Annotated in this window: 24 protein-coding genes; 20 read left to right on the top strand and 4 right to left on the bottom strand. The window is 54.4% G+C overall.

Features of this window, described 5'->3' with window-relative positions; genetic code table 11:
- Positions 1 to 26 precede the first annotated feature (26 nt).
- The gene (glnB, locus tag AAH450_RS00430; RefSeq protein ID WP_013203412.1) at positions 27 to 365 is read left to right on the top strand and encodes a nitrogen regulatory protein P-II; all 339 of its coding nucleotides are present in this window, start codon (positions 27 to 29) and stop codon (positions 363 to 365) included.
- A gap of 68 nt (positions 366 to 433) precedes the next feature.
- On the opposite strand, the gene hmpA is transcribed toward glnB, so the two are convergent.
- Positions 434 to 1,618: an NO-inducible flavohemoprotein gene (gene hmpA / locus AAH450_RS00435; RefSeq protein ID WP_342908424.1), complete on the bottom strand. Its 1,185-nt coding sequence runs from the start codon at positions 1,616 to 1,618 to the stop codon at positions 434 to 436.
- Between the two features lie 334 nt (positions 1,619 to 1,952).
- Between hmpA and glyA the strand changes: the two genes are divergently transcribed.
- Positions 1,953 to 3,206 carry a serine hydroxymethyltransferase gene (gene glyA / locus AAH450_RS00440; protein WP_318791033.1) on the top strand — a complete coding sequence of 418 codons (1,254 nt, stop codon included), beginning with the start codon at positions 1,953 to 1,955 and terminating at the stop codon, positions 3,204 to 3,206.
- A gap of 109 nt (positions 3,207 to 3,315) precedes the next feature.
- Positions 3,316 to 4,452, top strand: coding sequence for a 3-phenylpropionate MFS transporter (locus tag AAH450_RS00445; protein ID WP_342908425.1), 1,137 nt, complete (start codon positions 3,316 to 3,318; stop codon positions 4,450 to 4,452).
- A gap of 5 nt (positions 4,453 to 4,457) precedes the next feature.
- On the opposite strand, the gene csiE is transcribed toward AAH450_RS00445, so the two are convergent.
- Positions 4,458 to 5,726, bottom strand: a complete 1,269-nt coding sequence (csiE, locus tag AAH450_RS00450; RefSeq protein ID WP_463322702.1) for a stationary phase inducible protein CsiE — start codon at positions 5,724 to 5,726, stop codon at positions 4,458 to 4,460.
- 194 nt (positions 5,727 to 5,920) lie between these two features.
- On the opposite strand from csiE, the gene AAH450_RS00455 reads away from it, so the two are divergent.
- Positions 5,921 to 6,511, top strand: a complete 591-nt coding sequence (locus AAH450_RS00455; RefSeq protein ID WP_342909539.1) for a DUF1007 family protein — start codon at positions 5,921 to 5,923, stop codon at positions 6,509 to 6,511.
- Positions 6,502 to 7,500: a nickel/cobalt transporter gene (locus tag AAH450_RS00460; protein WP_342908427.1), complete on the top strand. Its 999-nt coding sequence runs from the start codon at positions 6,502 to 6,504 to the stop codon at positions 7,498 to 7,500. Before AAH450_RS00455 ends, AAH450_RS00460 begins: the two co-directional genes overlap by 10 nt.
- A gap of 202 nt (positions 7,501 to 7,702) precedes the next feature.
- Here the strand turns inward: AAH450_RS00460 and suhB are convergent, their stop codons facing one another.
- A complete protein-coding gene (suhB, locus tag AAH450_RS00465) occupies positions 7,703 to 8,506 on the bottom strand; it encodes an inositol-1-monophosphatase (RefSeq protein ID WP_342908428.1) in 804 nt (267 codons plus the stop codon).
- Between the two features lie 118 nt (positions 8,507 to 8,624).
- Between suhB and trmJ the strand changes: the two genes are divergently transcribed.
- From trmJ to sseB, 5 genes are all read left to right on the top strand, one after another.
- Positions 8,625 to 9,353: a tRNA (cytosine(32)/uridine(32)-2'-O)-methyltransferase TrmJ gene (gene trmJ, locus AAH450_RS00470; protein WP_342908429.1), complete on the top strand. Its 729-nt coding sequence runs from the start codon at positions 8,625 to 8,627 to the stop codon at positions 9,351 to 9,353.
- 167 nt (positions 9,354 to 9,520) lie between these two features.
- Positions 9,521 to 10,018 (top strand): Fe-S cluster assembly transcriptional regulator IscR, encoded by a 498-nt coding sequence (gene iscR / locus AAH450_RS00475; protein WP_318791040.1) that lies wholly within the window; start codon positions 9,521 to 9,523, stop codon positions 10,016 to 10,018.
- A 137-nt stretch (positions 10,019 to 10,155) separates the two neighbouring features.
- Positions 10,156 to 11,370 (top strand): IscS subfamily cysteine desulfurase, encoded by a 1,215-nt coding sequence (locus AAH450_RS00480; RefSeq protein WP_342908430.1) that lies wholly within the window; start codon positions 10,156 to 10,158, stop codon positions 11,368 to 11,370.
- Between the two features lie 162 nt (positions 11,371 to 11,532).
- Positions 11,533 to 12,816 carry an aminopeptidase PepB gene (gene pepB, locus AAH450_RS00485; RefSeq protein WP_342908431.1) on the top strand — a complete coding sequence of 428 codons (1,284 nt, stop codon included), beginning with the start codon at positions 11,533 to 11,535 and terminating at the stop codon, positions 12,814 to 12,816.
- Between the two features lie 143 nt (positions 12,817 to 12,959).
- Positions 12,960 to 13,739 carry an enhanced serine sensitivity protein SseB gene (gene sseB, locus AAH450_RS00490; protein WP_342908432.1) on the top strand — a complete coding sequence of 260 codons (780 nt, stop codon included), beginning with the start codon at positions 12,960 to 12,962 and terminating at the stop codon, positions 13,737 to 13,739.
- Between the two features lie 355 nt (positions 13,740 to 14,094).
- Here the strand turns inward: sseB and sseA are convergent, their stop codons facing one another.
- Positions 14,095 to 14,940 (bottom strand): 3-mercaptopyruvate sulfurtransferase, encoded by an 846-nt coding sequence (sseA, locus tag AAH450_RS00495; RefSeq protein WP_342908433.1) that lies wholly within the window; start codon positions 14,938 to 14,940, stop codon positions 14,095 to 14,097.
- Positions 14,941 to 15,361: 421 nt separating this feature from the next.
- Here sseA and ndk point away from each other — a divergent pair, with 421 nt between their 5' ends.
- From ndk to AAH450_RS00545, 10 genes are all read left to right on the top strand, one after another.
- Positions 15,362 to 15,793, top strand: a complete 432-nt coding sequence (gene ndk / locus AAH450_RS00500) for a nucleoside-diphosphate kinase (protein ID WP_013203396.1) — start codon at positions 15,362 to 15,364, stop codon at positions 15,791 to 15,793.
- Between the two features lie 181 nt (positions 15,794 to 15,974).
- A complete protein-coding gene (rlmN, locus tag AAH450_RS00505) occupies positions 15,975 to 17,144 on the top strand; it encodes a dual-specificity RNA methyltransferase RlmN (RefSeq protein WP_342908434.1) in 1,170 nt (389 codons plus the stop codon).
- An 83-nt stretch (positions 17,145 to 17,227) separates the two neighbouring features.
- Positions 17,228 to 17,959 (top strand): type IV pilus biogenesis/stability protein PilW, encoded by a 732-nt coding sequence (pilW, locus tag AAH450_RS00510; RefSeq protein WP_342908435.1) that lies wholly within the window; start codon positions 17,228 to 17,230, stop codon positions 17,957 to 17,959.
- Complete coding sequence (rodZ, locus tag AAH450_RS00515) at positions 17,949 to 18,944, top strand: cytoskeleton protein RodZ (protein WP_342908436.1); 996 nt, start codon at positions 17,949 to 17,951, stop codon at positions 18,942 to 18,944. The genes pilW and rodZ overlap by 11 nt, the downstream gene beginning before the upstream one ends.
- 38 nt (positions 18,945 to 18,982) lie before the next feature.
- Positions 18,983 to 20,104 carry a flavodoxin-dependent (E)-4-hydroxy-3-methylbut-2-enyl-diphosphate synthase gene (ispG, locus tag AAH450_RS00520; protein WP_318791049.1) on the top strand — a complete coding sequence of 374 codons (1,122 nt, stop codon included), beginning with the start codon at positions 18,983 to 18,985 and terminating at the stop codon, positions 20,102 to 20,104.
- A gap of 93 nt (positions 20,105 to 20,197) precedes the next feature.
- Positions 20,198 to 21,472, top strand: coding sequence for a histidine--tRNA ligase (gene hisS / locus AAH450_RS00525; protein WP_342908437.1), 1,275 nt, complete (start codon positions 20,198 to 20,200; stop codon positions 21,470 to 21,472).
- A 30-nt stretch (positions 21,473 to 21,502) separates the two neighbouring features.
- Positions 21,503 to 22,123 (top strand): YfgM family protein, encoded by a 621-nt coding sequence (locus tag AAH450_RS00530; RefSeq protein ID WP_318791051.1) that lies wholly within the window; start codon positions 21,503 to 21,505, stop codon positions 22,121 to 22,123.
- 47 nt (positions 22,124 to 22,170) lie between these two features.
- Complete coding sequence (gene bamB, locus AAH450_RS00535) at positions 22,171 to 23,352, top strand: outer membrane protein assembly factor BamB (RefSeq protein ID WP_342908438.1); 1,182 nt, start codon at positions 22,171 to 22,173, stop codon at positions 23,350 to 23,352.
- A 155-nt stretch (positions 23,353 to 23,507) separates the two neighbouring features.
- Positions 23,508 to 25,001, top strand: coding sequence for a ribosome biogenesis GTPase Der (gene der / locus AAH450_RS00540; protein WP_318791053.1), 1,494 nt, complete (start codon positions 23,508 to 23,510; stop codon positions 24,999 to 25,001).
- A gap of 57 nt (positions 25,002 to 25,058) precedes the next feature.
- The gene (locus AAH450_RS00545) at positions 25,059 to 25,286 is read left to right on the top strand and encodes a zinc ribbon domain-containing protein (RefSeq protein ID WP_318791054.1); all 228 of its coding nucleotides are present in this window, start codon (positions 25,059 to 25,061) and stop codon (positions 25,284 to 25,286) included.
- Positions 25,287 to 25,291: the final 5 nt, after the last annotated feature.

Raw genomic sequence — 25,291 nt, forward strand, 5'->3', positions numbered from 1 at the left:
CGCGGAGAGAATGAAAAGGGTCTGCCATGAAAAAAATTGATGCGATTATCAAACCATTCAAACTCGACGACGTGCGTGAAGCGCTGGCTGAAGTTGGGATCACCGGAATGACCGTGACCGAAGTGAAAGGTTTTGGCCGTCAGAAGGGCCATACCGAACTCTATCGCGGCGCTGAGTATATGGTCGATTTTCTGCCGAAGGTGAAGATTGAGCTGGTGATTGCTGACGATATCGTGGATACCTGCGTGGAAGCCATTATGAGAACCGCGCAGACCGGTAAAATCGGCGACGGTAAAATCTTCGTCTTTGATGTGGCGCGCGTGGTGCGTATTCGTACCGGTGAGGAAGACGAAGAGGCAATCTGATCTTCGCCTCTTCTGCTTAATGCCAGCCATCGCCGTCCTTTTCAGGGCGGCGATGTCGTTTTTGGGCTTTACAGAACTTTGTGGGGGCCAAAAACTTCATAGTGGATGCGGGAAGAGTCTGTGCCCAGCGTAGTCAGCTGCTGCGCAATATGCTGCATAAAGACCACTGGCCCGCAGAGATAGTAGTGACAGGCCGTATCGCTCAGCTGGCTCTCTATCGGCAGTAAATCCATAATGCCTTCACTGTCATACCTGCCGCTATCCTGCTCAAGGGGCGCGCGATACCAGATATGCTGCGAAAACTGCGGTAGCCGCTGCGCCGTGCTGGCTACTTCCTCCCGGAATGCGTGCCGCTTGCCGTTGTCGGCCGCATGGAACCACTGCACGCGGGAAGGGTGCTGGCGGGAGGCGAGCACATCCAGCATTGCCAGCATCGGCGTCTGGCCAACGCCAGCGGAAATCAGCGTAACCGGCGTCTCTGGAGCGATATCCATAAAGAAATCTCCTGCCGGCACCGCCAGCTGAAGCTCATCACCCAGCCGGGCATGCTGATGCAGCCAGCCAGAAACGGTACCACCCGGCTCATGACGTACGGCAATACGATAGTCACGACCATTCGGCGCGCGGGTCAGGGAGTACTGGCGGATCTCCTGATTAGCGAACGTTTTGTTACGCAGCCAGACGCCGAGATACTGCCCTGGCTGATAATCCGCTACCGGCTTGCCATCTGCCGGGCTGAGAATAAAGCTTTTGATGACTTCACTCTCCACAGTGATTTCGCTGATGCGAAACGTCCGTGGTGTCCGCCAACCCCCTGTTTGGTTCTCCGCTTGCTGATAAAGCTGCGCTTCGCGCTGGATAAACACATTTGCCAGCACGCCATACGCCTCGCCCCAGGCGTTCAGCACCTCTTCCCCTGGGCTTAACATCTCATCCAGCGTGGCCAGCAGATGCCTGCCCACTATCTGATACTGATCGGGCTGAATGGCAAAGCTGGTGTGCTTTTGCGCTATTTTCTCTACTGCCGGTAACAGAACCGCAAGATTTTCAATATTGCTGGCATAGGCGCAGATGGCATTAAACAGCGCTTCACGCTGGTTGCCGTTACGCTGGTTGCTCATATTAAAAATATCTTTCAGCTCCGGGTTATGGCTGAACATGCGATCGTAAAAATGGGCAGTCAGGCTGGGACCTGTGGCCAGCAGCGCCGGAATAGTGGATTTAACGATGGCGATAGTTTTAGCGTCTAACATAGGTGACTCCCTGCGGGGTTTATAAAGTTGCATTTTAAATACATCTTATAGCTCTTTAACATGCATTGTAAATGCACCTTTAGTTAGCAGGGAGATTTAACGCTGCGATCGGTGCCGCAAAGATGAAAAATCCACAGGTTGGAGATGATGAAAATTCCCGCTGTAAAGGGTTGCAAAAACCGTATAAAACCCTTGCCAGACGGCAGGCCAATCGTTTGCGTATAAAACACGCTTTGTGGCTACCCTTCAGCAGGTAAAACAGTTTACACTGATGGCCTTCGCCCACACGGGCCGTTCAATACCGAATATTTGGTTAGCCAGTCAGGAGATGCGGATGCTAAAGCGTGATATGAATATTGCCGACTATGATGCCGAGTTATGGCAGGCAATGGAGCAGGAAAAAGTGCGTCAGGAAGAGCACATTGAACTGATTGCTTCAGAAAACTACACCAGTCCACGTGTCATGCAGGCGCAGGGTTCTCAGCTGACCAACAAATATGCCGAAGGCTATCCGGGCAAGCGCTACTACGGCGGCTGTGAATATGTCGATATCGTTGAGCAACTGGCGATTGACCGTGCAAAAGAGCTGTTTGGCGCTGATTACGCTAACGTTCAGCCGCACTCCGGCTCTCAGGCTAACTTCGCTGTTTACACCGCGCTGCTACAGCCGGGCGACACCATTCTGGGGATGAACCTGGCACATGGCGGTCACCTGACCCACGGCTCTCCGGTAAACCTCTCCGGTAAGCTCTATAACGTGGTGCCTTACGGCATCGACGAAACCGGCAAAATCGATTACGAAGATCTCGCTGCACAGGCTCAGAAACACAAGCCTAAAATGATTATTGGTGGTTTCTCCGCCTACTCCGGCATCTGTGACTGGGCAAAAATGCGCGAAATTGCAGACAGCATCGGGGCCTGGCTGTTTGTGGATATGGCGCACGTGGCTGGCCTTATCGCCGCTGACGTCTATCCAAACCCGGTTCCTCATGCCCATATCGTGACCACCACTACCCATAAAACCCTGGCGGGTCCGCGTGGCGGCCTGATCCTGGCAAAAGGCGGTGATGAAGATCTCTATAAAAAGCTGAACTCTGCCGTGTTCCCCGGCGGCCAGGGCGGCCCGCTGATGCATGTGATTGCCGGTAAAGCGGTAGCGCTGAAAGAAGCGATGGAGCCTGAGTTCAAGGTTTATCAGCAGCAGGTGGCGAAAAACGCTAAAGCGATGGTGGAAGTGTTCCTGGAGCGCGGCTACAACGTGGTTTCTGGCGGCACCCATAACCACCTTTTCCTGCTGGATCTGGTTGATAAAAACCTGACCGGTAAAGAAGCGGATGCCGCTCTGGGTCGCGCTAACATTACCGTGAACAAAAACAGTGTGCCAAACGATCCCAAAAGCCCGTTTGTGACTTCAGGTATCCGTATTGGTTCGCCTGCCGTGACCCGTCGTGGCTTCAAGGAAGCAGAAGTCCGTGAATTAGCTGGCTGGATCAGCGACATTCTTGACAATATCGGCGATGAAGGCACCCAGGAACGGGTTAAGAAGCAGGTTCTGGAAATCTGTGCGCGCTTCCCGGTCTACGCATAACAACGCGTAATGTTCCGGCAGTTGTAAGCGACATTAACGGGGCCTCTGGCCCCGTTAATTGATCTTAAGCCTGACCTCTGAGAAAGTAGCGCTCAAAACCGGAGGGAACATGGCGATTCGTTCAGCATACTGGCTCGGTCTGGGCTACTTTACCTATTTTTTTGCTTACGGCGTCTGGCTCCCTTTCTGGGGCGTCTGGCTGAAAGGCAGCGGCCTTGAGCCGGAAAAGATTGGCCTGCTGCTGGGCTGTGGCATGATTGCCCGTTTCCTTGGCAGCCTGTTGATTGCCTCCCGCGTTACCCATCCTGCCCAACTGATCACCGCGCTGCGCCTGCTGGCGATGCTGACGCTGTTTTTTGCGCTCAGCTTCTGGATAAGCGCTTTCTGGATCTGGCTGCTGCTGGTGATGGTCGGCTTTAACCTCTTCTTCTCTCCTCTGGTTCCCCTGAGCGATGCGCTGGCCGCCACCTGGCAAAAACAGATAGGAATGCCCTACGGGCCGGTGCGGCTGTGGGGGTCGCTGGCCTTTGTTATCAGCTCGGCGTTAACGGGCGTCCTGGTCAGCGCTTTCTCCACGCAGGCTATTCTGGTGATGCTCTGTGCCGGCATCGTCGCCATGACGGGCGGCATGCTGTTACGGCCTTCGGTGATGCCGCTGGGGGGTGTCAAACAAGTTGAGCGGGCGGGCTGGAGAGAGTGGCGACGAATGCTGCAAGAGAACGCGGTCTGGCGGTTCCTGCTCTGCGTGACGCTGATGCAGGGCGCGCATGCGGCCTACTATGGCTTCAGTGCTATCTACTGGCAGGAGGCGGGCTATTCGGCCAGCGTGGTCGGTTATCTCTGGTCACTGGGCGTGGTGGCGGAAATCGTGGTATTCGCCTCCAGTAACCGCCTTTTCCGCCGCTGGGGCGCGCGGGATCTGCTGCTGCTTTCAGGCGTGTGCGCCCTGGTGCGCTGGAGCCTGATGGCTTCTACCACCGCCTTACCCTGGCTGATTGTGGCGCAAATCCTGCACTGCGGCAGCTTCACCGTTTGTCATCTGGCGGCCATGCGCTTTATCGCAGCCCGTGAAGGCGGCGAAGTGATCCGCTTGCAGGCAGTTTACTCCGCGCTGGCGATGGGGGGCGGAATAGCGGTGATGACCATGGTCGTTGGCGTGCTGTTCCAGCATCTGCAAGGGAACGTATTTTGGGTGATGGCACTGATAGTGGTGCCAGCCCTGTTTATGCGGCCCAAAGCGGCCTGATCCTGTCAGGACTCCAGCAGCAGCCGGATGCGCTGCTGCTGATGTGCCTGTAGCGGAAGTTCTGCATGGATCAACGGCGGGGAATACAGCGGCAGAGGCGTGGCATAAGGGGTGATCACCAGTGCCGTTCCTTTTGGCGCACTGTTGCGCTGAAATTCCGTCACGTCCAGATATTTGATGTTCAGCGGCAGCAACGTCAGCTCCCGGAGCTGCTGTTCCACTTCCCGCTCCAGCTCAGGGTCTTTGCCGGTTAACAGCAGCACCTGCTTCTCCTGCAAAGCGCTCTCCTGCATCAGCCAGGCGCCAAAAATAATGGCGATTAGCCCCATCTCCTCCTGAGAGAAAGTGAGCGCGTACTGTTGTTCAAACCCTGCTACCGCAGCCTGGGTTGTTCGCAACAGCCGGGGATAGAGGCGGGTAACTTCTTCAGTCAGGCTTTGATCGATCCCCACACCAAACAGCGCCCGTTCCAGCGCCTGAGAAAGATGGGTATAAAGCTGATCGCTCAGTCCCCGATCGTCGCTGAAGCGCATGCCGGAAAGAGCCTGAAAACGTTCAATCATCTGGCGGACAGCTTCTAACAGCTGCTGCTCATACTCATGATGGGCCTCGCTGGCGCTGGGTACATGCATCTGGCTGAACAGCAAGGCTAACAGGCCAGTCTCGCTGCTGTGCGGAGGCGTTTTACCGCGCTTTTGCCAGTGGTGCACAACTTCTTCGGCAACCTGATGCTCAAGGCGGGCGGAGAGCCACGCAAGCTGAGCTTCACTGAATGTGGTGCTGGTCTGACGGCAGAGCGAATGTTGCATAAAAAGTTGCAGGAAATAGCAATCCCGTTCGGTAAATTTGCGTGAAAGCCGCTGCGAGCAGTGTTGCACCAGCGCCAGCAGGTTATGCTCGTCGTAAAGCACTTTCTCTATCTGTTTCTTTCTGAGCTGAAGCTTTACCTGCGGGGCAAAATGTGACTGCACAAATTCAGGGGCAAGCCGCAGCGCCCGGCGCAGCCAGTGAAACAGACACAGCCGCTGATCCAGTTCCGCACCGCTTATCCGGTAGGCTCCTCCAGCTTCCTGTTGCAGGGCAAGCCGGTGATAGCGCTGGATTTCTGCTTCCACCTCCGCTATATCTTGCCGGGTGACTGACCGATCGACCCGATTAATCTCTGAGATTGACTCCAGGGTGACGGTGAGCTCAGGGAGATAAAGCAGTAAAAGCAAATGGCAATGACGTTGCGGACTGGAAAGGGCAGAAGGCTCGGGTGAGGGTAAGCTCATCATCTGCGATCCCAGTAAAAAGTGACATCGCTTAGCATAGCCTGCCTGACCGGCTGTCAGAGAAAAGCAGCCAGTTTTTTTTATAGCTTTCCAGCCAGATCACAGAATTTTTGCCTTATCAGGAGAAGGACGTTAAATTGTTACGTTATAACCTTTCAGTTAAGCTGGCGGCAGCGCTGTTGTCACTGGGGCTGATGCCCTTCGCCTGGGGCCATCCGCACAGCTTTATTGATATGCAAGTGACGCTGGTGCATAAGGAAGATCGCCTCACTGGCCTGAAAATGCACTGGGTGATGGATGAGATAACCTCTGCCGATCTGCTTTACGACGCTGGTCAGGCAAAGCCTGATTCCGTGATATGGAAAAAGCTGGCTGCGGAAGTGATGGCCAACGTGCTGGGGCAGCATTACTTCAGCGAGTTCTGGCACCAGGGGAAACCGGTAAAATTTGATAATTTGCCGCCGGAATATCACCTTTCCCGTCAGGGGCATCAGGCGGTGCTGGACTTTATCCTGCCGCTGGCCGAGCCGCAGCCTCTGATGGGAAAGCGCTATACGTTTTCGACTTTTGACCCAACCTACTTTGTTGATATGTATTACGACTCTGAAAAATCTTTGCATATGCCGCCTGAACTGGCTAACCGCTGCCAGTTCACTTTAAAAACGCCGAAGCCCGATTCCTCCATGCAGGCGTATGCGCTCTCGTTAGATAAAGCTGACGCGCCGCCAGAGGATATGGATCTGGGAAGGCAGTTCGCGCAGACGGTAACCCTGACATGTCGGTAAACTTTTCTCCCTCTCTCGCCAGACGAAGCTGGCTACAGGCCTGGCCGCTGTTTGTAATGGTGCTGGCGTTTAGTGCGGCGGGGTTTGCCGTCTGGCAGCACTGGCCGCAGATCCTGTTGCAAAGCGTGCTGTGGCAGAAAACGCTGCATCAGCAAATGACGGCCCTGCTTCAGCAGGTCGCCAGCCAGCCACAGCAGGCGGGGCTGACGCTGCTGGGCTTCAGCCTGCTCTACGGCATATTGCACGCGCTGGGGCCAGGGCATGGGAAAGTAGTGATAGCGACCTTTCTGGCCACGCATCCGACAAAAGTAAAAACCAGCCTGCAACTGACCCTTGCGGCCGCGCTGGTTCAGGGGCTGGTGGCTATTCTACTGGTCACCCTGATGCTGGTTGTGCTGGGGCTTTCATCACGTCAGCTGCATCTCAGCAGTTTCTGGCTGGAAAAGGCGAGCTATTTGCTGGTGGTGGGGCTGGGTTTGTGGCTCTGCTGGCGCGCCTTGCGCACTATCTGGCAGGCGCTGCGCCCCTCACCGCCAGTCAGGTTCCAGCGCATCATGCCGACCCATCAGCACAGCGAAAGCTGTGGCTGTGGGCATCAGCATGTGCCCGACAGTCAGACGCTGGATAAAGCGGTTACGGCAAAAACCAAAGCCATGGTGGTGCTGTCGATGGGGCTTCGCCCCTGTTCAGGCGCGATCATGATGCTGCTGTTTTCAAAGGTGATTGGCGTCTACGGCTGGGGCATTCTGTCGGCGCTGGCGATGGCTACAGGTACGGCGCTGACCGTATCGGCTATGGCGCTGTTGGTTCAGGTTTCCAGAGCGCTGGCGCTGAAGCTGAGCCGGGGGACGCCGCCTGCGGGCTGGCAAAAAGTGGGCTGGTCAGGATTATCTCTGGCTGGAGGCGTAATGCTGGTGGCGACTGGCATGATGCTATGGCTGAGTGCGCAACCGGCGATCTCCGGCGGTATCAGACCGATGTTCTTATAATAAATTTTATGGGAAACAGAGGTAGCAGAAAGGCAGGGCAGTAACAGGGAGGGAGTAACCGGAGCGAACAACACCGCTCCCGGTAAAATAGTGCGGCCATATGGAGAGCAACGGACGAATCGCTTCGCCCAGCAGACAACAGCCCCTCTCCTGTGCGCAGACTCTGCTGCGCACGCCGAATCGCTTCGGCCGCAGGGGAGGTTTAGCGCTTCAGCGCTTCGCTCAACTCTTCACGCATGGAAGCCAGCATCGCTTTCACCACGCGTGGGTTACCGGCAACGATGTTGCCAGAGGTCAGGTAACCGTGGGCACCAACAAAGTCCGTCACCAGACCGCCAGCTTCACGAACCAGCAGTTCGCCAGCAGCAAAATCCCACGGCTTCAGGCCAATTTCAAAATAGCCATCAACGCGGCCCGCAGCTACGTAAGCCAGATCCAGCGCAGCTGAACCGGTACGGCGGAAATCTGCACATTGCGTAAACAGCTTACCTACGATGTTGATGTAAGGTGTGGCGTGCTGCTTCAGTTTGAACGGGAAGCCGGTCGCCAGAATGGTGCCGTCCAGATCGCGTGCGGTGCTGCCGCGCAGGCGATAACCGTTAAGCTGCGTGCCCTGGCCACGAACCGCGCTGAACAGCTCATTGCGCATTGGATCGTAAACCACGGCGACTTCAGTGCGGCCTTTAATGCGCACGGCGATGGAGACGGAGAAGTGAGGAAGACGTTTGATGAAGTTGGTGGTGCCATCCAGTGGATCGATAACCCATTGTACATCCGGGTCTTCACCGGCTAACTCACCACTCTCTTCAGTAATAATGGTGTGTTTCGGATAGGACTTGCGAATCACCTCAATAATCTGGCGTTCGGCGTCGCGGTCAACATTGGTAACGAAGTCGTTGGTGCCTTTCTGGCTCGCTTCGACAGCGTCCGGGGTTTCATAATTCTTGGTAATTAAATTTCCGGCCTTGCGCGCAGCGCGCACGGCAATGTTGAGCATTGGATGCATCGTTATCTCTCACTGGATGTTAAAGAACGGGAAAACGGCGCGGATTATAGCAGGGAGATCGTAAAATGTCCTGAAAATATGATAGCATCCTCAAATTATCTCACAGACATGAATTCCTATGCTGCAGAACATTCGTATTGTGCTGGTGGAAACTTCTCACACCGGCAACATGGGCTCCGTCGCACGCGCGATGAAAACCATGGGCCTGACCAACCTTTATCTGGTTAACCCTCTTGTGAAGCCTGACTCTCAGGCAATAGCGCTGGCTGCTGGCGCCAGCGATGTGATTGGCGAAGCGCATATCGTGGACACGCTCGACGAAGCCCTGAGCGGCTGTAGTCTGGTGGTGGGAACCAGTGCCCGCTCCCGTTCGCTGCCCTGGCCCATGCTCGACCCGCGTGAATGCGGTATCAAGAGCGTAGAGGAAGGGCAGCAGGCGCCAGTTGCGCTGGTGTTTGGCCGCGAGCGTGTTGGCCTGACCAACGAAGAGCTGCAAAAGTGCCATTATCATGTAGCTATTGCTGCTAACCCGGAATACAGCTCGCTGAATCTGGCGATGGCTGTGCAGATCATCGCCTATGAGGTGCGGATGGCATTTCTGCAATCGCAGGAAACCGCGCAGCCCGAGTATGAAGAGTCACCCTATCCGCTGGTGGACGATCTGGAACGCTTCTATCAGCACATGGAAAAAATGATGGTGAACAGCGGCTTTATTCGTGAAGGCAGTCCGGGCCAGGTGATGAGCAAAATGCGCCGTCTTTATACCAGGGCGCGCCCGGAGCGGGATGAACTGAATATCCTGCGGGGCATGCTTTCTTCTCTGGAAAAGCCTGGCAGCAACAAGTAACGTCTTCAATAGTCAGTGAAAAGTGAGTGAATAGTTGAGTAAAACACTTGGTTAAATACTTGAGTGTTTTACTAGGTTAAATACTTGACCAATTTACTCGGGAATGTCAGACTTGCCTCCATATTTTGTTAACACCCCACCAGGGTACAACTGAGGTCGTTTACGCCATGAGACTGACATCCAAAGGCCGTTATGCCGTTACTGCTATGCTTGATGTTGCGCTGCACTCTCACCAGGGGCCAGTGCCATTAGCTGATATTTCAGAGCGTCAGGGTATCTCCCTCTCTTATCTGGAGCAGCTCTTCTCTCGTTTGCGTAAAAACGGTCTGGTGGCCAGCGTTCGTGGTCCGGGCGGTGGTTACCTGTTGGGTAAAGCATCGGATGCCATTGCTGTCGGCGCGGTGATCACTGCCGTTGATGAATCCGTTGATGCGACCAAATGTCAGGGTAAAGAGGGATGTCAGGGCGGCGAACGTTGCCTGACTCATGTGCTCTGGCGTGACCTGAGCGAGCGCATTAGCGATTTCCTTAACAACATCACCCTTGCCGAGCTGGTCAACAACCAGGATATTCTGGATGTGGCCGATCGTCAGAACAACACTGAAAAAGCGCGCGTCTCTACTGGCCGCGTGCATGAAACCATTAACGTCAATCTGCGTGCCTGATTGTCGCCTGAGGCGAACCTGTCACCTGTAGCCTGCTGGCTCAGGCGACAGTCACCGCCCGTGGCGGCGGAATAACTTTATCATCGGTACGCAGTGAATGACTTACATTTTGCCCTGATGTATGGAGTTCAAGCGCAATGAAAGTACCGATTTACTTCGATTATGCCGCCACAACCCCTGTCGATCCTCGTGTTGCCACCAAAATGATGGCGTGCCTGACCCTGGACGGCACCTTCGGAAATCCCGCTTCCCGTTCTCACCGTTTTGGCTGGCAGGCTGAAGAGGCGGTGGATGTGGCCCGTAATCAGGTCGCCGATCTGATTGGTGCCGATCCACGTGAAATTGTCTTTACCTCTGGCGCAACCGAATCGGATAACCTCGCTATCAAAGGGGTAGCGCACAGCCTGCGTGAGAAGGGCAACCACATCATCACCAGCCAGACCGAGCATAAAGCGGTGCTGGACACCTGCATTCAACTTGAACGCGAAGGGTTTGAAGTAACTTATCTTGCGCCGGAAAGCAACGGCGTGATCGATCTGCAAAAGCTCCAGGCCGCGATGCGCGAAGAAACCATTCTGGTCTCTGTTATGCAGGTGAATAATGAAACCGGTGTGGTGCAGAATCTGGCCAGAATCGCTGAGCTTTGCCAGTCGCGGGGGATCCTTTTTCACTCTGATGCTACCCAAAGCGTTGGTAAGTTGCCGCTGGATGTCAGCACGATCCCGGTCGATCTCCTCTCTTTCTCCGCGCACAAGCTCTATGGCCCAAAAGGGATCGGCGGATTATACGTGCGGCGTAAACCACGTATCCGGCTGGAAGCGCAGATCCACGGTGGCGGACATGAGCGCGGAATGCGATCCGGTACGCTGCCTGTGCATCAGATTGTGGGGATGGGCGAAGCGTTTCGTATTGCGAAAGAAGAGATGCAGAGTGAAATGGCCCGTCTGGGTGAACTTCGCCTCAAACTCTGGCAGGGTCTCTCAGCTATAGAAGAAGTCAGTCTCAATGGCGATCTGGCTGCTGGCGCGCCAAATATCCTCAACGTCAGCTTTAGTTTTGTGGACGGCGAATCGCTGATCATGGCCCTTAAGGATCTGGCGCTCTCTTCAGGATCTGCCTGTACTTCAGCCAGTCTGGAGCCTTCTTACGTGTTACGCGCTTTGGGTATCAACGACGAACTGGCACACAGCTCGCTGCGTTTCTCCCTGGGACGATTCACCACGGAGGAGGAGATCGACTACGCCATTCAGCTGGTGCAGAAGTCGACAGGCCGCCTGCGGGCGCTTTCCCCCGAGTGGCTGGCGTTCAAATCCTCCGGACGAGACAGCCATAATCTTGCTGTTCACGGCTGATTTTAATACTTTGTAAAAGAACCCCAACGGGCTGAATGTTGATTCAGCCCGTTTTTCCATGTTTTCTCAAAGTCTGAGTTAGACGAAAGCCAATAAAGGTTTATTGTAGTGTCCGACCGTTTTAAGGACGGAAAATCATTGAACCCTGTAAGGAGCCATGCGATGACAACCACACCAATGAAAATAACACTGTCAACGGCAGCGGCAGACGCACGCTGGGGCGAAAAAGCGACCCTGACCAGTAACGACAGCGGGATGACTATTCATCTCACCGGCAGCGATCCCCTCATTACCATTCAGCGTGCAGCACGCAAAATTGATGCCCAGGGCATTCGTCACGTTGCGCTCGAAGGCGAGTGGGATTTAGAGAAAAGCTGGGCCTTCTGGCAGGGCTATCGCAGCCCGAAAGGAGAGCGTACCGTTGAGTGGGCCGCACTGAATGAGAGCGATCGCGCGGAATTTGATCGCCGGATGAAAATCATCAACTGGGTGCGCGATACCATCAATCTGCCAGCGGAAGATCTCAGCCCTTCGCAGCTGGCGCAGCGAGCCGTAGATTTGCTGAGTGAAGCGGGTGGTGAGGCGGTGAGCTATCGCATCACCAAAGGGGATGACCTGCGTCAACAAGGCTATATGGGACTGCACACGGTAGGCCGGGGATCAACCCGTAGCCCGGCGCTGCTGGCGCTCGATTTCAACCCTACAGGGGATGAAAATGCGCCTGTTTTTGCCTGTTTGGTAGGTAAGGGCATTACTTTTGATACCGGCGGCTACAGCCTGAAGCCCAGCGGCTCCATGGATTCCATGAAGTCTGACATGGGTGGCGCAGCTACACTGGCAGGCTCGCTGGCGTTAGCTATCAACCGTGGTTTAACCAAACGGGTCAAGCTATACCTTTGCTGTGCCGACAACATGGTCAGCGGCAATGCGTTCCGCCTGGGAGATATCATCGACTATCGCAATGGCAAAACCGTTGAAGTGATGAACACCGATGCAGAAGGGCGACTGGTGCTGGCCGATGGCCTGATTGATGCCAGTGAACAAAATCCTGAACTGCTGATTGATGCTGCCACCCTGACCGGTGCGGCTAAAACCGCGCTGGGCAATGACTATCACGCCCTGTTCAGCTTTGATGATGAGCTTGCCCGGTCGTTGCTGAGCAGTGCCGAGAGTGAAAATGAGCCATTCTGGCGCCTGCCGCTGGCGGAGTTCCATCGCAGCTATCTGCCTTCTAACTTTGCCGATCTGAATAATATCGCTGCACCTGCCCACACGGCTGGTGCCAGCTCAGCGGCAGCGTTTTTGTCACATTTTGTGAAAAATTATCAGAAAGGCTGGCTGCATATCGACTGTTCCGCAACCTACCGTAAAGGCGCCGTTGACCAGTGGTCTGCTGGTGCAACGGGGCTGGGCGTGCGTACCGTGGCGGATCTGCTGCTGAAATAGAGGCCGCCCTGGCGGCTTTAAGCGGCAGAGAAGAGACGAGCAGCTTCTGGCTGCTCTCAGAATGGCAGCAAACAATTTGAGGCAGCGCTGAGCTGCCTTCAGAGGCGGGGCATTCCCGCCCGCGTGATAAGCGGAACGAATAAATGAACGGATCCAATCAGCGCCTTGAAGAGGTGCTTAAACTGGCGGCAACCGAACCCGCCCACCGGCCTGAGTTTTTCACTCTGCTTATGGATGCCAGCGTCTGGGTGCCGGGTGAAAGCCCGGACCAGGCGCAGGTGACAGCAGAGACTCCGGTTGACCTCCAGCACTGGGAAAAAGATGACGGCACCAGCATCATTCCCTTTTTCACCTCTGTAGAGGCGCTGGAACAGGCGGTGACAGAGGAACAGCCGTTTCTGGTGATGCCGGTGCGCACGCTGTTTGAAATGACGATGGGAGAGACGTTGTTTCTCAACCCGAAACTGCCCGCTGGCAAAGAGTTCTCTCCGCGGGAAATCACCAGTCTGTTAGGGGAGGGCGCTAATGCCCTGAGCCAGCAAACTGTGCTGGAGGGCGGAACCTCACTGCTGTTGTCAGAAATTGCTGAACCGCCAGCACAGATGATCGACTCCCTGACCCAGCTGTTTGCCAAATACAAGCAGGTACGCAGAGCCTATGTTGCCCATATTAAAGAGTCTTCTGAAGAGAAGCCGAACCTGCTGATAGGCATTGAAGCCGAGAGTAATATAGAGACGATTATTCAGGCGGCAGGCAGCGTGGCAACAGATACTTTGTTAGAAGATGAGCCGGTTGATATTTGCGAAGTGGTAGAGAATGAGAAAGGCATCAGCCACTTTTTTACCGCACACATTACGCCGTTTTATGAGCGTAAATGGGGAAGTTTTCTGCGGGAATTCAAGGTAAAAAATATCCCTTCATAGCCCATCAGTGCTGGCACACTCTCTGCCTGAGTAGCTGAGTAGCTGAGTAGCTGAGTAGCTGAGTAGCTGAATAGCTGAATAGCTGAGTAGCTGAGTAGCTGAGTAGCTGAATAGCTGAGTAGCTGAGTAGCTGAGTAGCTGAGTAGCTGAGTAACTGAGTAACTGAGTAACTGAGTAACTGAGTAACTGACTAACTGAGTAACTGAGTAACTGAGTAACTGACTAACTGAGTAATTCAGTGGCGGCCAGTAGAAAGTGAGCTGGCCGGGAGTAGCGTTAATCCGGGAAAGGCGAATCGCAGCCGTACTTAGCAAGGCGTATCCTGCAAGGAGACGCCTTTTTCTTTGCTGCCTGCTCAGCCAGTGGCGATGGGCAGGTCATCACGGCTTCCCCATTCACCCCAGGAGCCGTCATAGAGCTTGACGTTTTCAACGCCCAGGGAATTCAGCGCCAGGATCACCACCACAGCCGTGACGCCTGAACCGCAACTGGTGACAATCGGCTGCGTCAGGTCAACGCCTTGCTGGCTGAAAATCTCTCTGAGAGCGGAGGCCGGCTTAAGCTCTCCGTTTTCTACCAGCGAATTCCACGGGACGTTAAGACTCCCTGGAATGCGGCCACGATGCAGACCCGGACGAGGCTCATCCACTTCACCCCGGAAGCGGTTTGCCGCTCTGGCATCCACAATCTGCGCACCGCCCTCATGGCTGATCAACAGTACGTCCGTCAGCCGCTTCACCACCTTCTGGTCAAAGCGGGCTTCAAATTCCCCTTCCGGAAGCTCAACAGCACCGCTATCCAGCGTAAGTCCCGCTTCTTCCCAACCTTTAAGGCCGCCCGCCAGAATCGAAACCTTAGCCACGCCAAACTCGCGCAGCATCCACCAGGCTCGGGGGGCCGAGAAGAGATTTCCTTCATCGTAAACCACAAGGTGTTTGTCGCTGCTTACGCCAAGCTCCCGCATCGCTACGGCAAAGGATTCGGCCCTGGGTAACATATGAGGATAAAGGCTGGTGTGATCCGACAGCGCTTCAATATCAAAGAACGGCGCGCCCGGCAGATGCTTAGCCAGATACTCAGCCTGAATATTTCTCACGCTTTCCTGTCCCGGCGGCAGCATGCGCGCATCTAAAATTTGCAGATCCGGGTCAGTAAGGTGTTCAGCAAGCCACCCGACGGTGACAAAGAAGGAGGATGACATGACGGCCTCGCTTTAAGGAATGTAAGAGATGACCGTCAGTGTTAACCATCTTATGCGCCATCACAAGGGGTTCCGGAGTGGCCGGTTGTTATTCCTTAAGAAGTTGAAGGCACTACGCAAATATCAGCGCAAATCCACCGCAAAACAGCATAATATTACGGCACAGTTCTGAAAGATCACCAGGCGGGCTATCCGCAGGGCAGCAAGCCAGGTAATCTTTCAGCCTGAATCCAGTGGCGGGTTGCAGTAACAGGTAAGAATTTACTAAACCACTGCAAAGTTGTGGATTTTAAGATCGCGTTTTTTACTAAATTGTTGAATATCCGGTAGGCAAGGGCGGCGATGCCCCCTATAATCGGCGCCATTTTCCAGGCCGGAGAGCCTTTTCACCGGTCAAACTCGACATCAAACAGGGGTCCATATGACTATCGAACGTACTTTTTCTATCGTAAAACCGAACGCGGTGGCAAAAAACGTTATTGGTGCCATCTTCAACCGTTTTGAAAGCGCTGGCTTCAAAATTGTCGGCAGCAAAATGCTGCACCTGAGCAAAGAGCAGGCTGAAGGTTTCTACGCTGAACACCAGGGCAAGCCGTTCTTCGACGGTCTGGTAGAGTTCATGACTTCTGGCCCGGTTGTGGTCTCTGTGCTGGAAGGCGAAAACGCTGTTCAGCGTCACCGTGACCTGATGGGCGCCACTAACCCGGCTAACGCTCTGGCAGGCACTCTGCGTGCAGATTACGCAGACAGCTTCACTGAAAACGCAACCCACGGTTCTGACTCTGCTGAGTCTGCTGCGCGCGAAATCGCCTATTTCTTCGGCGAAGGCGAAGTGTGCCCACGCACTCGCTAAGAGAATAATTACCTGACGTGAAGCGCAGGGCGTTTACAATTTATTTCCGTGACGCACTTTAACCTGTAGCCACACGCTTGTATGATAATGCGCCCCTGACCTGAGCTTGCTCAGCAGGGGCGTTTTATCTACTTCCCATTCCCCAGAGCCATAACGTGTAATAACGAGGCCAGAGAAAATTATGTCTGAATCTATTGTTAGCCCGTCGTCCGCATCCGTTGTTGTTGCCACGCCAAAAAAAGAAAAAATCAACCTGCTCGATCTGAACCGCCAGCAAATGCGCGAGTTTTTCGCCAGTCTGGGCGAGAAGCCGTTCCGTGCCGATCAGGTGATGAAGTGGATCTATCATTACTGCTGTGATGATTTTGATGAAATGACGGACATCAACAAAGTTTTCCGTGGCAAGCTGAAAGAGCTGGCCGAAATCCGCGCTCCTGAAGTTGCAGAAGAGCAGCGTTCTGCCGATGGCACCATCAAATGGGCAATCACCGTAGGCGGGCAGCAGGTTGAAACGGTCTATATTCCCGAAAAAGATCGTGCCACCCTGTGCGTTTCCTCCCAGGTAGGCTGCGCACTGGAGTGCAAGTTCTGCTCCACCGCACAGCAGGGCTTTAACCGTAACCTGCGTGTTTCCGAAATTATCGGACAGGTCTGGCGGGCGGCTAAAATCATTGGTGCCTCTAAAATCACCGGCCAGCGTCCCATTACCAATGTGGTCATGATGGGTATGGGTGAACCGCTGCTTAACCTGAATAACGTAGTGCCCGCGATGGAAATCATGCTGGATGATTTCGGCTTTGGTTTATCAAAACGACGCGTGACGCTTTCCACTTCAGGCGTGGTGCCTGCGCTGGATAAACTCGGTGATATGATTGATGTCGCGCTGGCTATCTCCCTGCATGCGCCCAATGACGCCATTCGTGACGAAATTGTGCCGATCAATAAGAAATATAATATTGAGACCTTCTTAGGCGCAGTGAGTCGTTATATTGCCAAATCTAATGCTAATCAGGGCCGCGTAACGATTGAGTATGTCATGCTCGATCACGTTAACGACAGCACGGATAACGCCCATGAGTTGGCCGCGCTGCTGAAAAACACGCCATGTAAAATCAACCTGATCCCCTGGAACCCCTTCCCGGGCGCACCTTATGGCCGCAGTTCCAACAGCCGCATCGATCGCTTTTCTAAAGTGTTGATGGATTACGGTTTTACCACTATTGTGCGTAAGACGCGTGGTGACGACATTGATGCCGCCTGCGGACAGCTTGCCGGCGAGGTGATTGACCGTACCAAGCGTACGCTGCGCAAAAAAATGGCGGGTGAAGCCATTTCTGTGAAAGCGCTCTGAAACCTGAGCTTCTGCTATCACTGGCGCTGTCAGCCCTGATGTGAAAGGCGTACCATAACGCTGAGTACTTATCAGGAGGTAATATGGGTAAAGGATTCCCATGCTGGCTGGCCGTGCTGCTGCTGGCAGGCTGCGTGGCTGTGCCGCAACGTAATGCACGGGTTCAGACCCGGCTTCAGCTGGGGCTTGATTATCTGTTACTTGATAACCTGCCCGCCGCCCGGCGTAATTTGCAGCAGGCGGAGGAGCTGGCACCAAAAGATTATCGGGTACAGCTGGCGATGGCTCGTTATTACCAGCGTTCAGGAGACTGGACTGAAGCTGGCGGCCGTTATCAAAAAGCACTGCGGCTGGCGGGACAAAACCGTGATGTATTCAATAATTACGGTGCGTTTCTCTGTCTTTTAGGGCAGTATGATGCGGCTCAGCAGCAGTTCAGCAAAGCAGCTGAATTGCCTGAAATCGGCGCTCGCGCCGACGCAAGGGAAAATGCCGGATACTGTTATCTGCTGGCCGGAGAACAGGATAAGGCACGGGCCGCGCTGGTCGAAGCGACACAACACGCTGAGGCCAGGGGCAGAGCACTGCTGGCAGAAGCCGAAAGGCGATTTGGAAAGCATGAGCAGGAGGTAGCGCGTCTTCTGCTAGATACTTATCAACACAACTTTGCTGCTTCGGCAGAAAGTTTGTGGTTAGAGATTCGCTTCGCCGCGCTGGCGCAGCACCCTGAAGGCGTAAAGCTTGCGGGAGAGCAACTGGCGCGAAATTTTCCACAATCGATACAGCACCTGCACTATTTAGCTAATGAATACTGAAGCCACTCAAGATAAATCAGCAGTAAATTCAACAGGCGAGCGCCTGCGCGGTGCCCGTGAGCAAATGGGACTGACACAGCAGAACGTTGCTGAACGCCTCTGCCTGAAACTTTCCACCGTCCGCGATATTGAAGAGGACAAGTCACCAGCCGATCTGGCATCGACTTTCCTGCGGGGTTATATCCGTTCTTATGCCCGTCTGGTTCATGTTCCTGAAGAGGAACTGCTGCCGATGATGGAGAAGCAGGCCCCTGTTCGTGCCGCAAAAGTGGCGCCGATGCAGAGCTTTTCGCTGGGCAAACGCCGTAAAAAGCGCGATGGCTGGCTGATGATTTTCACCTGGCTGGTTCTGTTTGTGGTGGTTGGGTTGACCGGCGCCTGGTGGTGGCAGAATCACAAGGCCGCGCAGGACGATCTGGTCTCCATGGCCGATCAAAATTCAACAGGCAGCGGCGATAACAGCCAGTCGATCCCGCTGGGTGATAACAGCAGCAGCAACGACGCTATGTCGGCCAGCAACACGGCCGCACAAAGCGCGCCTGCTGATACCTCAGCCCAGACGCCTGTTGAAACTGCGGCTCCATCCGCATCTGCACCAGCTGCGTCTCAGGCTCCAGCCAGTAACGCTGCAACTAACAATCAGCCCGTTGCCGTTTCGCCTTCTCAGGCGCCGGTAGACAATATGGCTAACAGCCAGATGCCAACCGGGTCAGCAGGCGTAAGTGCGCCCGCAGCCGATGCTAACGCGCTGGTGATGAACTTTGATAAAGATTGCTGGCTGGAAGTCAGTGATGCCACCGGCAAAAAACTGTTCAGCGGAATGCAGCGTAGTGGTGGTAAACTCAGCCTGGCTGGTACCGCCCCTTATCGCCTGAAAATTGGTGCTCCGGGTGCTGTCCATATCGAGTATCAGGGACAGCCGGTTGATCTGAGTCGTTTCATCCGGACTAATCAGGTAGCTCGCCTGTCAGTCGGTGCGCAATAACGCCTCTTTCTGGTCGCGAAGAATTGTGGAGAGAGAATATGCATAACCAGGCCCCCATTACCCGTCGCAAATCTACCCGTATTTACGTCGGTAAGGTGCCGGTAGGCGACGGAGCCCCGATCGCCGTTCAGTCAATGACCAACACGCGCACTACTGATGTTGCGGCGACGGTTAATCAAATCAAAGCGCTTGAGCGTGTCGGTGTCGATATCGTTCGCGTGTCCGTTCCTACTATGGACGCCGCAGAGGCTTTTCGTCTCATTAAACAGCAGGTTAACGTCCCGCTGGTGGCCGATATCCATTTTGACTACCGCATTGCCCTGAAAGTGGCCGAATATGGCGTTGACTGCCTGCGCATCAACCCCGGCAACATCGGCAATGAAGAGCGTATCCGCCAGGTGGTGGATTGCGCAAGGCATTACAACATTCCTATCCGTATCGGCGTAAATGCCGGATCGCTGGAAAAAGATTTGCAGGAAAAATTTGGCGAACCTACGCCTCAGGCTCTGCTTGAATCCGCGATGCGTCATGTCGATCATCTCGATCGTCTTAACTTCGATCAGTTTAAGGTCAGCGTTAAAGCCTCCGACGTTTTCCTTGCCGTAGAGTCCTATCGTCTGCTGGCTAAAGAGATCGATCAGCCTCTGCACCTGGGCATCACCGAAGCCGGTGGCGCACGTGCGGGATCGGTAAAATCCGCGATCGGCCTGGGACTGCTGCTTTCTGAAGGGATCGGCGACACGCTGCGCATCTCGCTGGCGGCAGATCCGGTGGAAGAGGTTAAGGTTGGTTTCGATATTCTGAAATCGCTGCGTATCCGTTCACGCGGTATCAACTTTATTGCCTGCCCAACCTGTTCGCGCCAGGAGTTTGACGTCATTGGTACGGTGAATGCGCTTGAGCAGCGGCTCGAAGACATTGTTACGCCAATGGATATCTCCATCATTGGCTGCGTGGTGAACGGGCCGGGCGAAGCGCTGGTTTCCACGCTGGGTGTTACCGGCAGCAACAAGAAAAGTGGATTCTATGAAGATGGTGTTCGTCTGCGTGAACGTCTGGATAACGACGACATGATCGACCAGCTGGAGGCCCGAATCCGTGCGAAAGCGGCGATGATGGACGAAAGCCGCCGCATTGCTATCCAGCATTTAGAAAAATAAATCGCTATTTTGGGCGGATGTAGCAAGCAGGGCGACGGAATTATGTTGCCCGCTTCCTCACTTATTCCGCCCCTGAGTTAAGAAGAGAATAAAGTGGCTAAAAATATCCAGGCTATCCGCGGCATGAATGATTACCTTCCTGCGGAAACCGTTGTATGGCAACGCATTGAGCAGATCCTCAAGCAGGTGCTGGCTGGCTACGGTTACAGCGAAATCCGCCTGCCGATTGTAGAGCAGACCCCGTTATTCAAACGCGCTATCGGTGAAGTCACCGACGTGGTTGAGAAAGAGATGTATACCTTTGAGGACCGCAACGGTGAAAGCCTGACGCTGCGTCCGGAAGGCACCGCAGGCTGCGTGCGTGCGGGTATCGAACACGGTCTGCTGTACAATCAGGAACAGCGTCTCTGGTATGTTGGCCCCATGTTCCGCTATGAGCGTCCACAAAAAGGGCGCTATCGCCAGTTCCACCAGATGGGCGTGGAGGTCTTTGGCCTGGAGGGGCCGGACGTTGATGCAGAGCTGATCATGATGACGGCTCGCTGGTGGAAAGCGTTGGGCATCGCAGAGCACGTTAATCTGGAACTGAACTCTATTGGATCGCTGGAAGCACGTGCAGCATACCGTGAAGCGTTGATCGCCTTCCTGGAGCAGCATCAGGATGTGCTGGATGAAGACTGCAAACGGCGCATGTACACCAATCCACTGCGGGTACTCGACAGTAAAAATCCCGATATTCAGACGCTGCTTAACTCAGCGCCTGAATTGAGCGATTACCTGGATGAGGAGTCGCGTGAACACTTTGCTGGCCTTTGCCAGCTGCTGGATGCGGCAGGAATTGCCTACACCGTAAATCAGCGTCTGGTGCGCGGCCTGGACTACTACAACCGCACTGTCTTTGAATGGGTCACCTCCAGTCTGGGTTCCCAGGGAACCGTATGTGGCGGTGGGCGTTATGACGGTCTGGTAGAACAGCTTGGCGGGCGTGCCACGCCAGCGGTTGGTTTTGCGATGGGGCTTGAACGCCTGGTGCTGCTGGTTCAGGCCGTTAATCCGGAATTTGAACCGACGCGCATTGTCGATGTCTATGTTATCGCTTCAGGGCAGGGCGTGCAGTCTGCCGCCATGCTGCTGGCTGAGCAAATTCGTGATGCGGATCCGTCACTGAAGCTGATGAGCAACTTTGGCGGCGGCAACTTCAAGAAGCAGTTTGCCCGTGCAGATAAATGGGGCGCCCGTGTGGCCCTGATGCTGGGTGAAGATGAAGTGGCTAAAGGCGAAGTGACGATTAAAGATTTACGTAATGGCGAGCAACAAACGCTGGCACAGCGTGATGCTGCCGCAACGCTTGCAGCAATGCTGAAGTAGGCCAGTCGCGTTTTAAAGGAGAAGGTTTGCGTGGAAGTTTATAGCAATGAAAACGAACAGGTAGATGCGTTACGCGGCTTTTTTGCCCAAAACGGTAAAGCATTGGTTATAGGCGTGATTATCGGCATTGGTGCTCTGGCTGGCTGGCGCTATTGGAGCAGCCATGAAGATGGCAGCAGCCGTCAGGCCTCTGCGACCTATCAGCAGATCTCCAGCGCACTTGATACCAGCAAGCCTGAAACGCTGGATGCCGCCGCCAAATTTGCCAGCGAAAACAGCAATACTTACGGTGCGCTTGCCTCTCTGGATCTGGCTAAACGCTATGTTGATGGCAACCAGCTGGATAAAGCCGCCAGCCAGCTGCAAAGCGGTCTGAAAGCTACTCAGGACGCGAATCTCCAGGCGGTATTAAATCTGCGTCTGGCGCGTATTCAGCTTGAGCAGAAAAAACCGGATGACGCGGTAAAAACGCTCGACCAGATCAAAGGTGACGGCTGGACGGCGATCGTAGCCGACGTACGCGGTGAAGCCCTGCTCAGCAAGGGTGATGCCAAAGGCGCGCGTGATGCCTGGAGTAAAGGCATTGCCTCTGACGCGTCTCCGGCGCTGAAAGAGATGCTACAGATGAAAATGAATAATTTACCCGGTTAAGCACCCCCGCGGTATAAATTTGCCTCAACAGGCTCAAGAGGGATTTCATGGAATTGCGTAAGATACTTCTGCCGGGACTGATTTCAGTCACACTACTCAGCGGATGTTCATGGTTCAGCGGTGAAGAAGACGTGGTCAAAATGTCGCCGTTACCTAAAGTTGAAAATCAGTTTACCCCGGAAAAAGTCTGGAGCACTTCAGTAGGGGATGGCGTAGGTGATTACTACTCCAACCTGCATCCGGCCTGGGCAGAGAATACCGTCTATGCGGCCGATCGCCATGGTATCGTGAAAGCACTCGACGCGGGCGACGGTAAAGAGCAGTGGAAAGTCGATCTTTCCGAAAAAACCGGCTTCTTCTCCAGCAACCGTCCGGCGTTGATTTCTGGCGGCGTAACCGTTGATGGTGGGCATGTTTACCTGGGCAGCGAACGTGCGCAGGTTTATGCGCTGAACAGCAGCGACGGTTCCATTGCCTGGCAGACCAAAGCGGCCGGAGAAGTACTTTCCCGTCCGGTGGTCAGCGACGGCCTGGTGCTGGTTCATACCAGCAACGGCATGCTACAGGGGCTGGATCAAACCAGCGGTGCAGTGAAGTGGTCCGTTAACCTGGATGTGCCGGCGCTCTCTCTGCGTGGTGAATCTGCCCCTACCGCTGCTTTCGGCGCGGCTATTGTGGGTGGTGACAACGGACGCGTAAGCGCGGTAATGATGAATCAGGGTCAGATTATCTGGCAGCAGCGTATTTCTCAGCCAAGCGGCGCAACAGAAATCGATCGCCTGTCCGATGTGGATACCACGCCAGTTGTGGTCAACGGGGTGGTCTACGCTCTGGCCTATAACGGCAACCTGACGGCGATGGATCTGCGTTCAGGTCAGATCATGTGGAAGCGTGAAATCGGCTCCGTCCATGACATGATTGTTGACGGTGGTCGTATCTACCTGATCGATCAGGATGACCGTGTGATCGCGCTGAGCACCGAGGGCGGCGTAACAGTGTGGCGTCAGAGCGATCTGCTGCATCGCAATCTGACTTCACCAGTGCTCTATAATGGCTACCTGGTCGTGGGCGATGGCGAAGGTTATCTGCACTGGCTCAACACAGACGACGGACGCTTTGTTGCCCAGCAGGAAGTGGACAGCTCCGGCTTCCAGACTGAGCCTGTTGTGGCCAGCGATAAGTTGTTAATTCAGGCTAAAGGCGGCGAAGTTTACGCGTTCACACGCTAACTTTTTCCAGTCTGAACTTATCTGCAACGGCTCCTGATTCGTCAGGGGCCGTTTCGTTTTTCTCCGGGCGTGGTATTCTTACGCCTTCAGCCAGTGTGTGCATCGCGTTTTTGCCTGTGCACATCAGGCGCTTAATTTTGTAATGAGGCTTCAATATGGTACCTGTGGTCGCGCTGGTCGGGCGTCCCAATGTGGGAAAATCCACCCTGTTTAACCGTTTAACGCACACGCGAGATGCGCTGGTGGCGGATTTTCCCGGACTAACGCGCGACCGTAAGTATGGTCGTGCTGAAGTGGAAGGGCAGGAGTTTATCTGCATCGATACCGGTGGTATCGATGGTAACGAAGAGGGCGTGGAAACGCGCATGGCCGAGCAGTCTCTGTTAGCGATTGAAGAAGCTGACGTGGTGCTGTTTATGGTTGATGCCCGTGCGGGCCTGATGCCAGCCGATAAAGCAATTGCACAGCACCTGCGTTCGCGTCAGAAACCCACCTTCCTTGTCGCCAATAAAACCGATGGCATGGATCCTGACTCTGCCGTTGCCGATTTCTATTCATTAGGGTTAGGCGATATCCACGCCATCGCGGCCTCTCACGGCCGTGGCGTAACCAGCCTGCTGGAAACGGTGCTGCTTCCCTATATGGATAAGGTTGTTGAAGCCGCGCCGCTGACGGAAGAAGAAGAGAACGCCGCTTACTGGGCCGATCTGGAAGCCGCAGAGAAGGGTGAGCAGGAAGCCGCCGAAGCGGAAGATGATTTTAACCCGCTGGATCTGCCGATCAAGCTGGCGATTGTAGGCCGTCCAAATGTGGGTAAATCAACGCTGACCAACCGAATTCTTGGTGAAGAGCGGGTGGTGGTGTATGACATGCCCGGCACCACGCGTGACAGTATCTATATCCCGATGGAGCGCGATGGTCGCGAATACATCCTTATCGATACTGCTGGCGTGCGTAAGCGCGGCAAAATCACGGAAACGGTAGAAAAATTCTCCGTTATCAAGACATTGCAGGCGATTGAAGACGCAAATGTGGTGATGCTGGTTATCGATGCCCATGAAGGGATTTCCGATCAGGATCTCTCCCTGCTTGGTTTTATCCTTAACAGCGGACGTTCGCTGGTGATCGTGGTCAACAAATGGGATGGCCTGTCACAGGAAGTGCGTGACGAAGTGAAAGAGACGCTGGACTTCCGTCTGGGCTTTATCGACTTTGCCCGTATTCACTTTATCTCTGCCCTGCATGGCAGCGGCGTGGGCAACCTGTTTGAGTCAGTCACGGAAGCCTATGACTGTTCAACGCGCCGCGTCAGCACCTCTCTGCTGACCCGTATCATGAACATGGCAGCCGATGATCACCAGCCACCGCTGGTGCGTGGCCGCCGCGTGAAGCTGAAATATGCTCACGCGGGTGGCTATAACCCACCGATAGTGGTTATTCATGGTAACCAGGTGAAAGATCTGGCGGATTCCTACAAGCGCTACCTGATGAACTACTTCCGCCGCTCGCTGGAAGTAATGGGAACGCCAATCCGCATCCAGTTCAAAGAAGGGGATAACCCTTATGAAGGAAAGCGTAACCTGCTGACACCAAACCAGCAGCGCAAACGTAAGCGTTTGATGAGTCATTTAAAGAAAAACAAACGTTAATCCGTAAGGGGGCCTGAAGGCCCCCTTTGTTTCAGGATTTCAACCCTGGAGAATAAAATGAGCCAACCCTGTCCCTTGTGTCACCAGCCCCTGACGTCGATGGCCACGCATTTCCATTGTGCAGAGTGCAATCACGATTTTGCGAAGCAGGCCATATGTCCCGATTGCAGGCAGCCGGTTCAGATCCTCAAAGCCTGCGGAGCCGTGGACTATTTTTGTCCTGCGGGTCATGGCCTGATTTCAAAAAAACGAATAGAATTTGTGCCCTTATCTGAAACGTTATGAGTGCT

Origin of the sequence: Erwinia magellanica (assembly GCF_039023495.1) — a bacterium.
GTDB lineage: Bacteria > Pseudomonadota > Gammaproteobacteria > Enterobacterales > Enterobacteriaceae > Erwinia.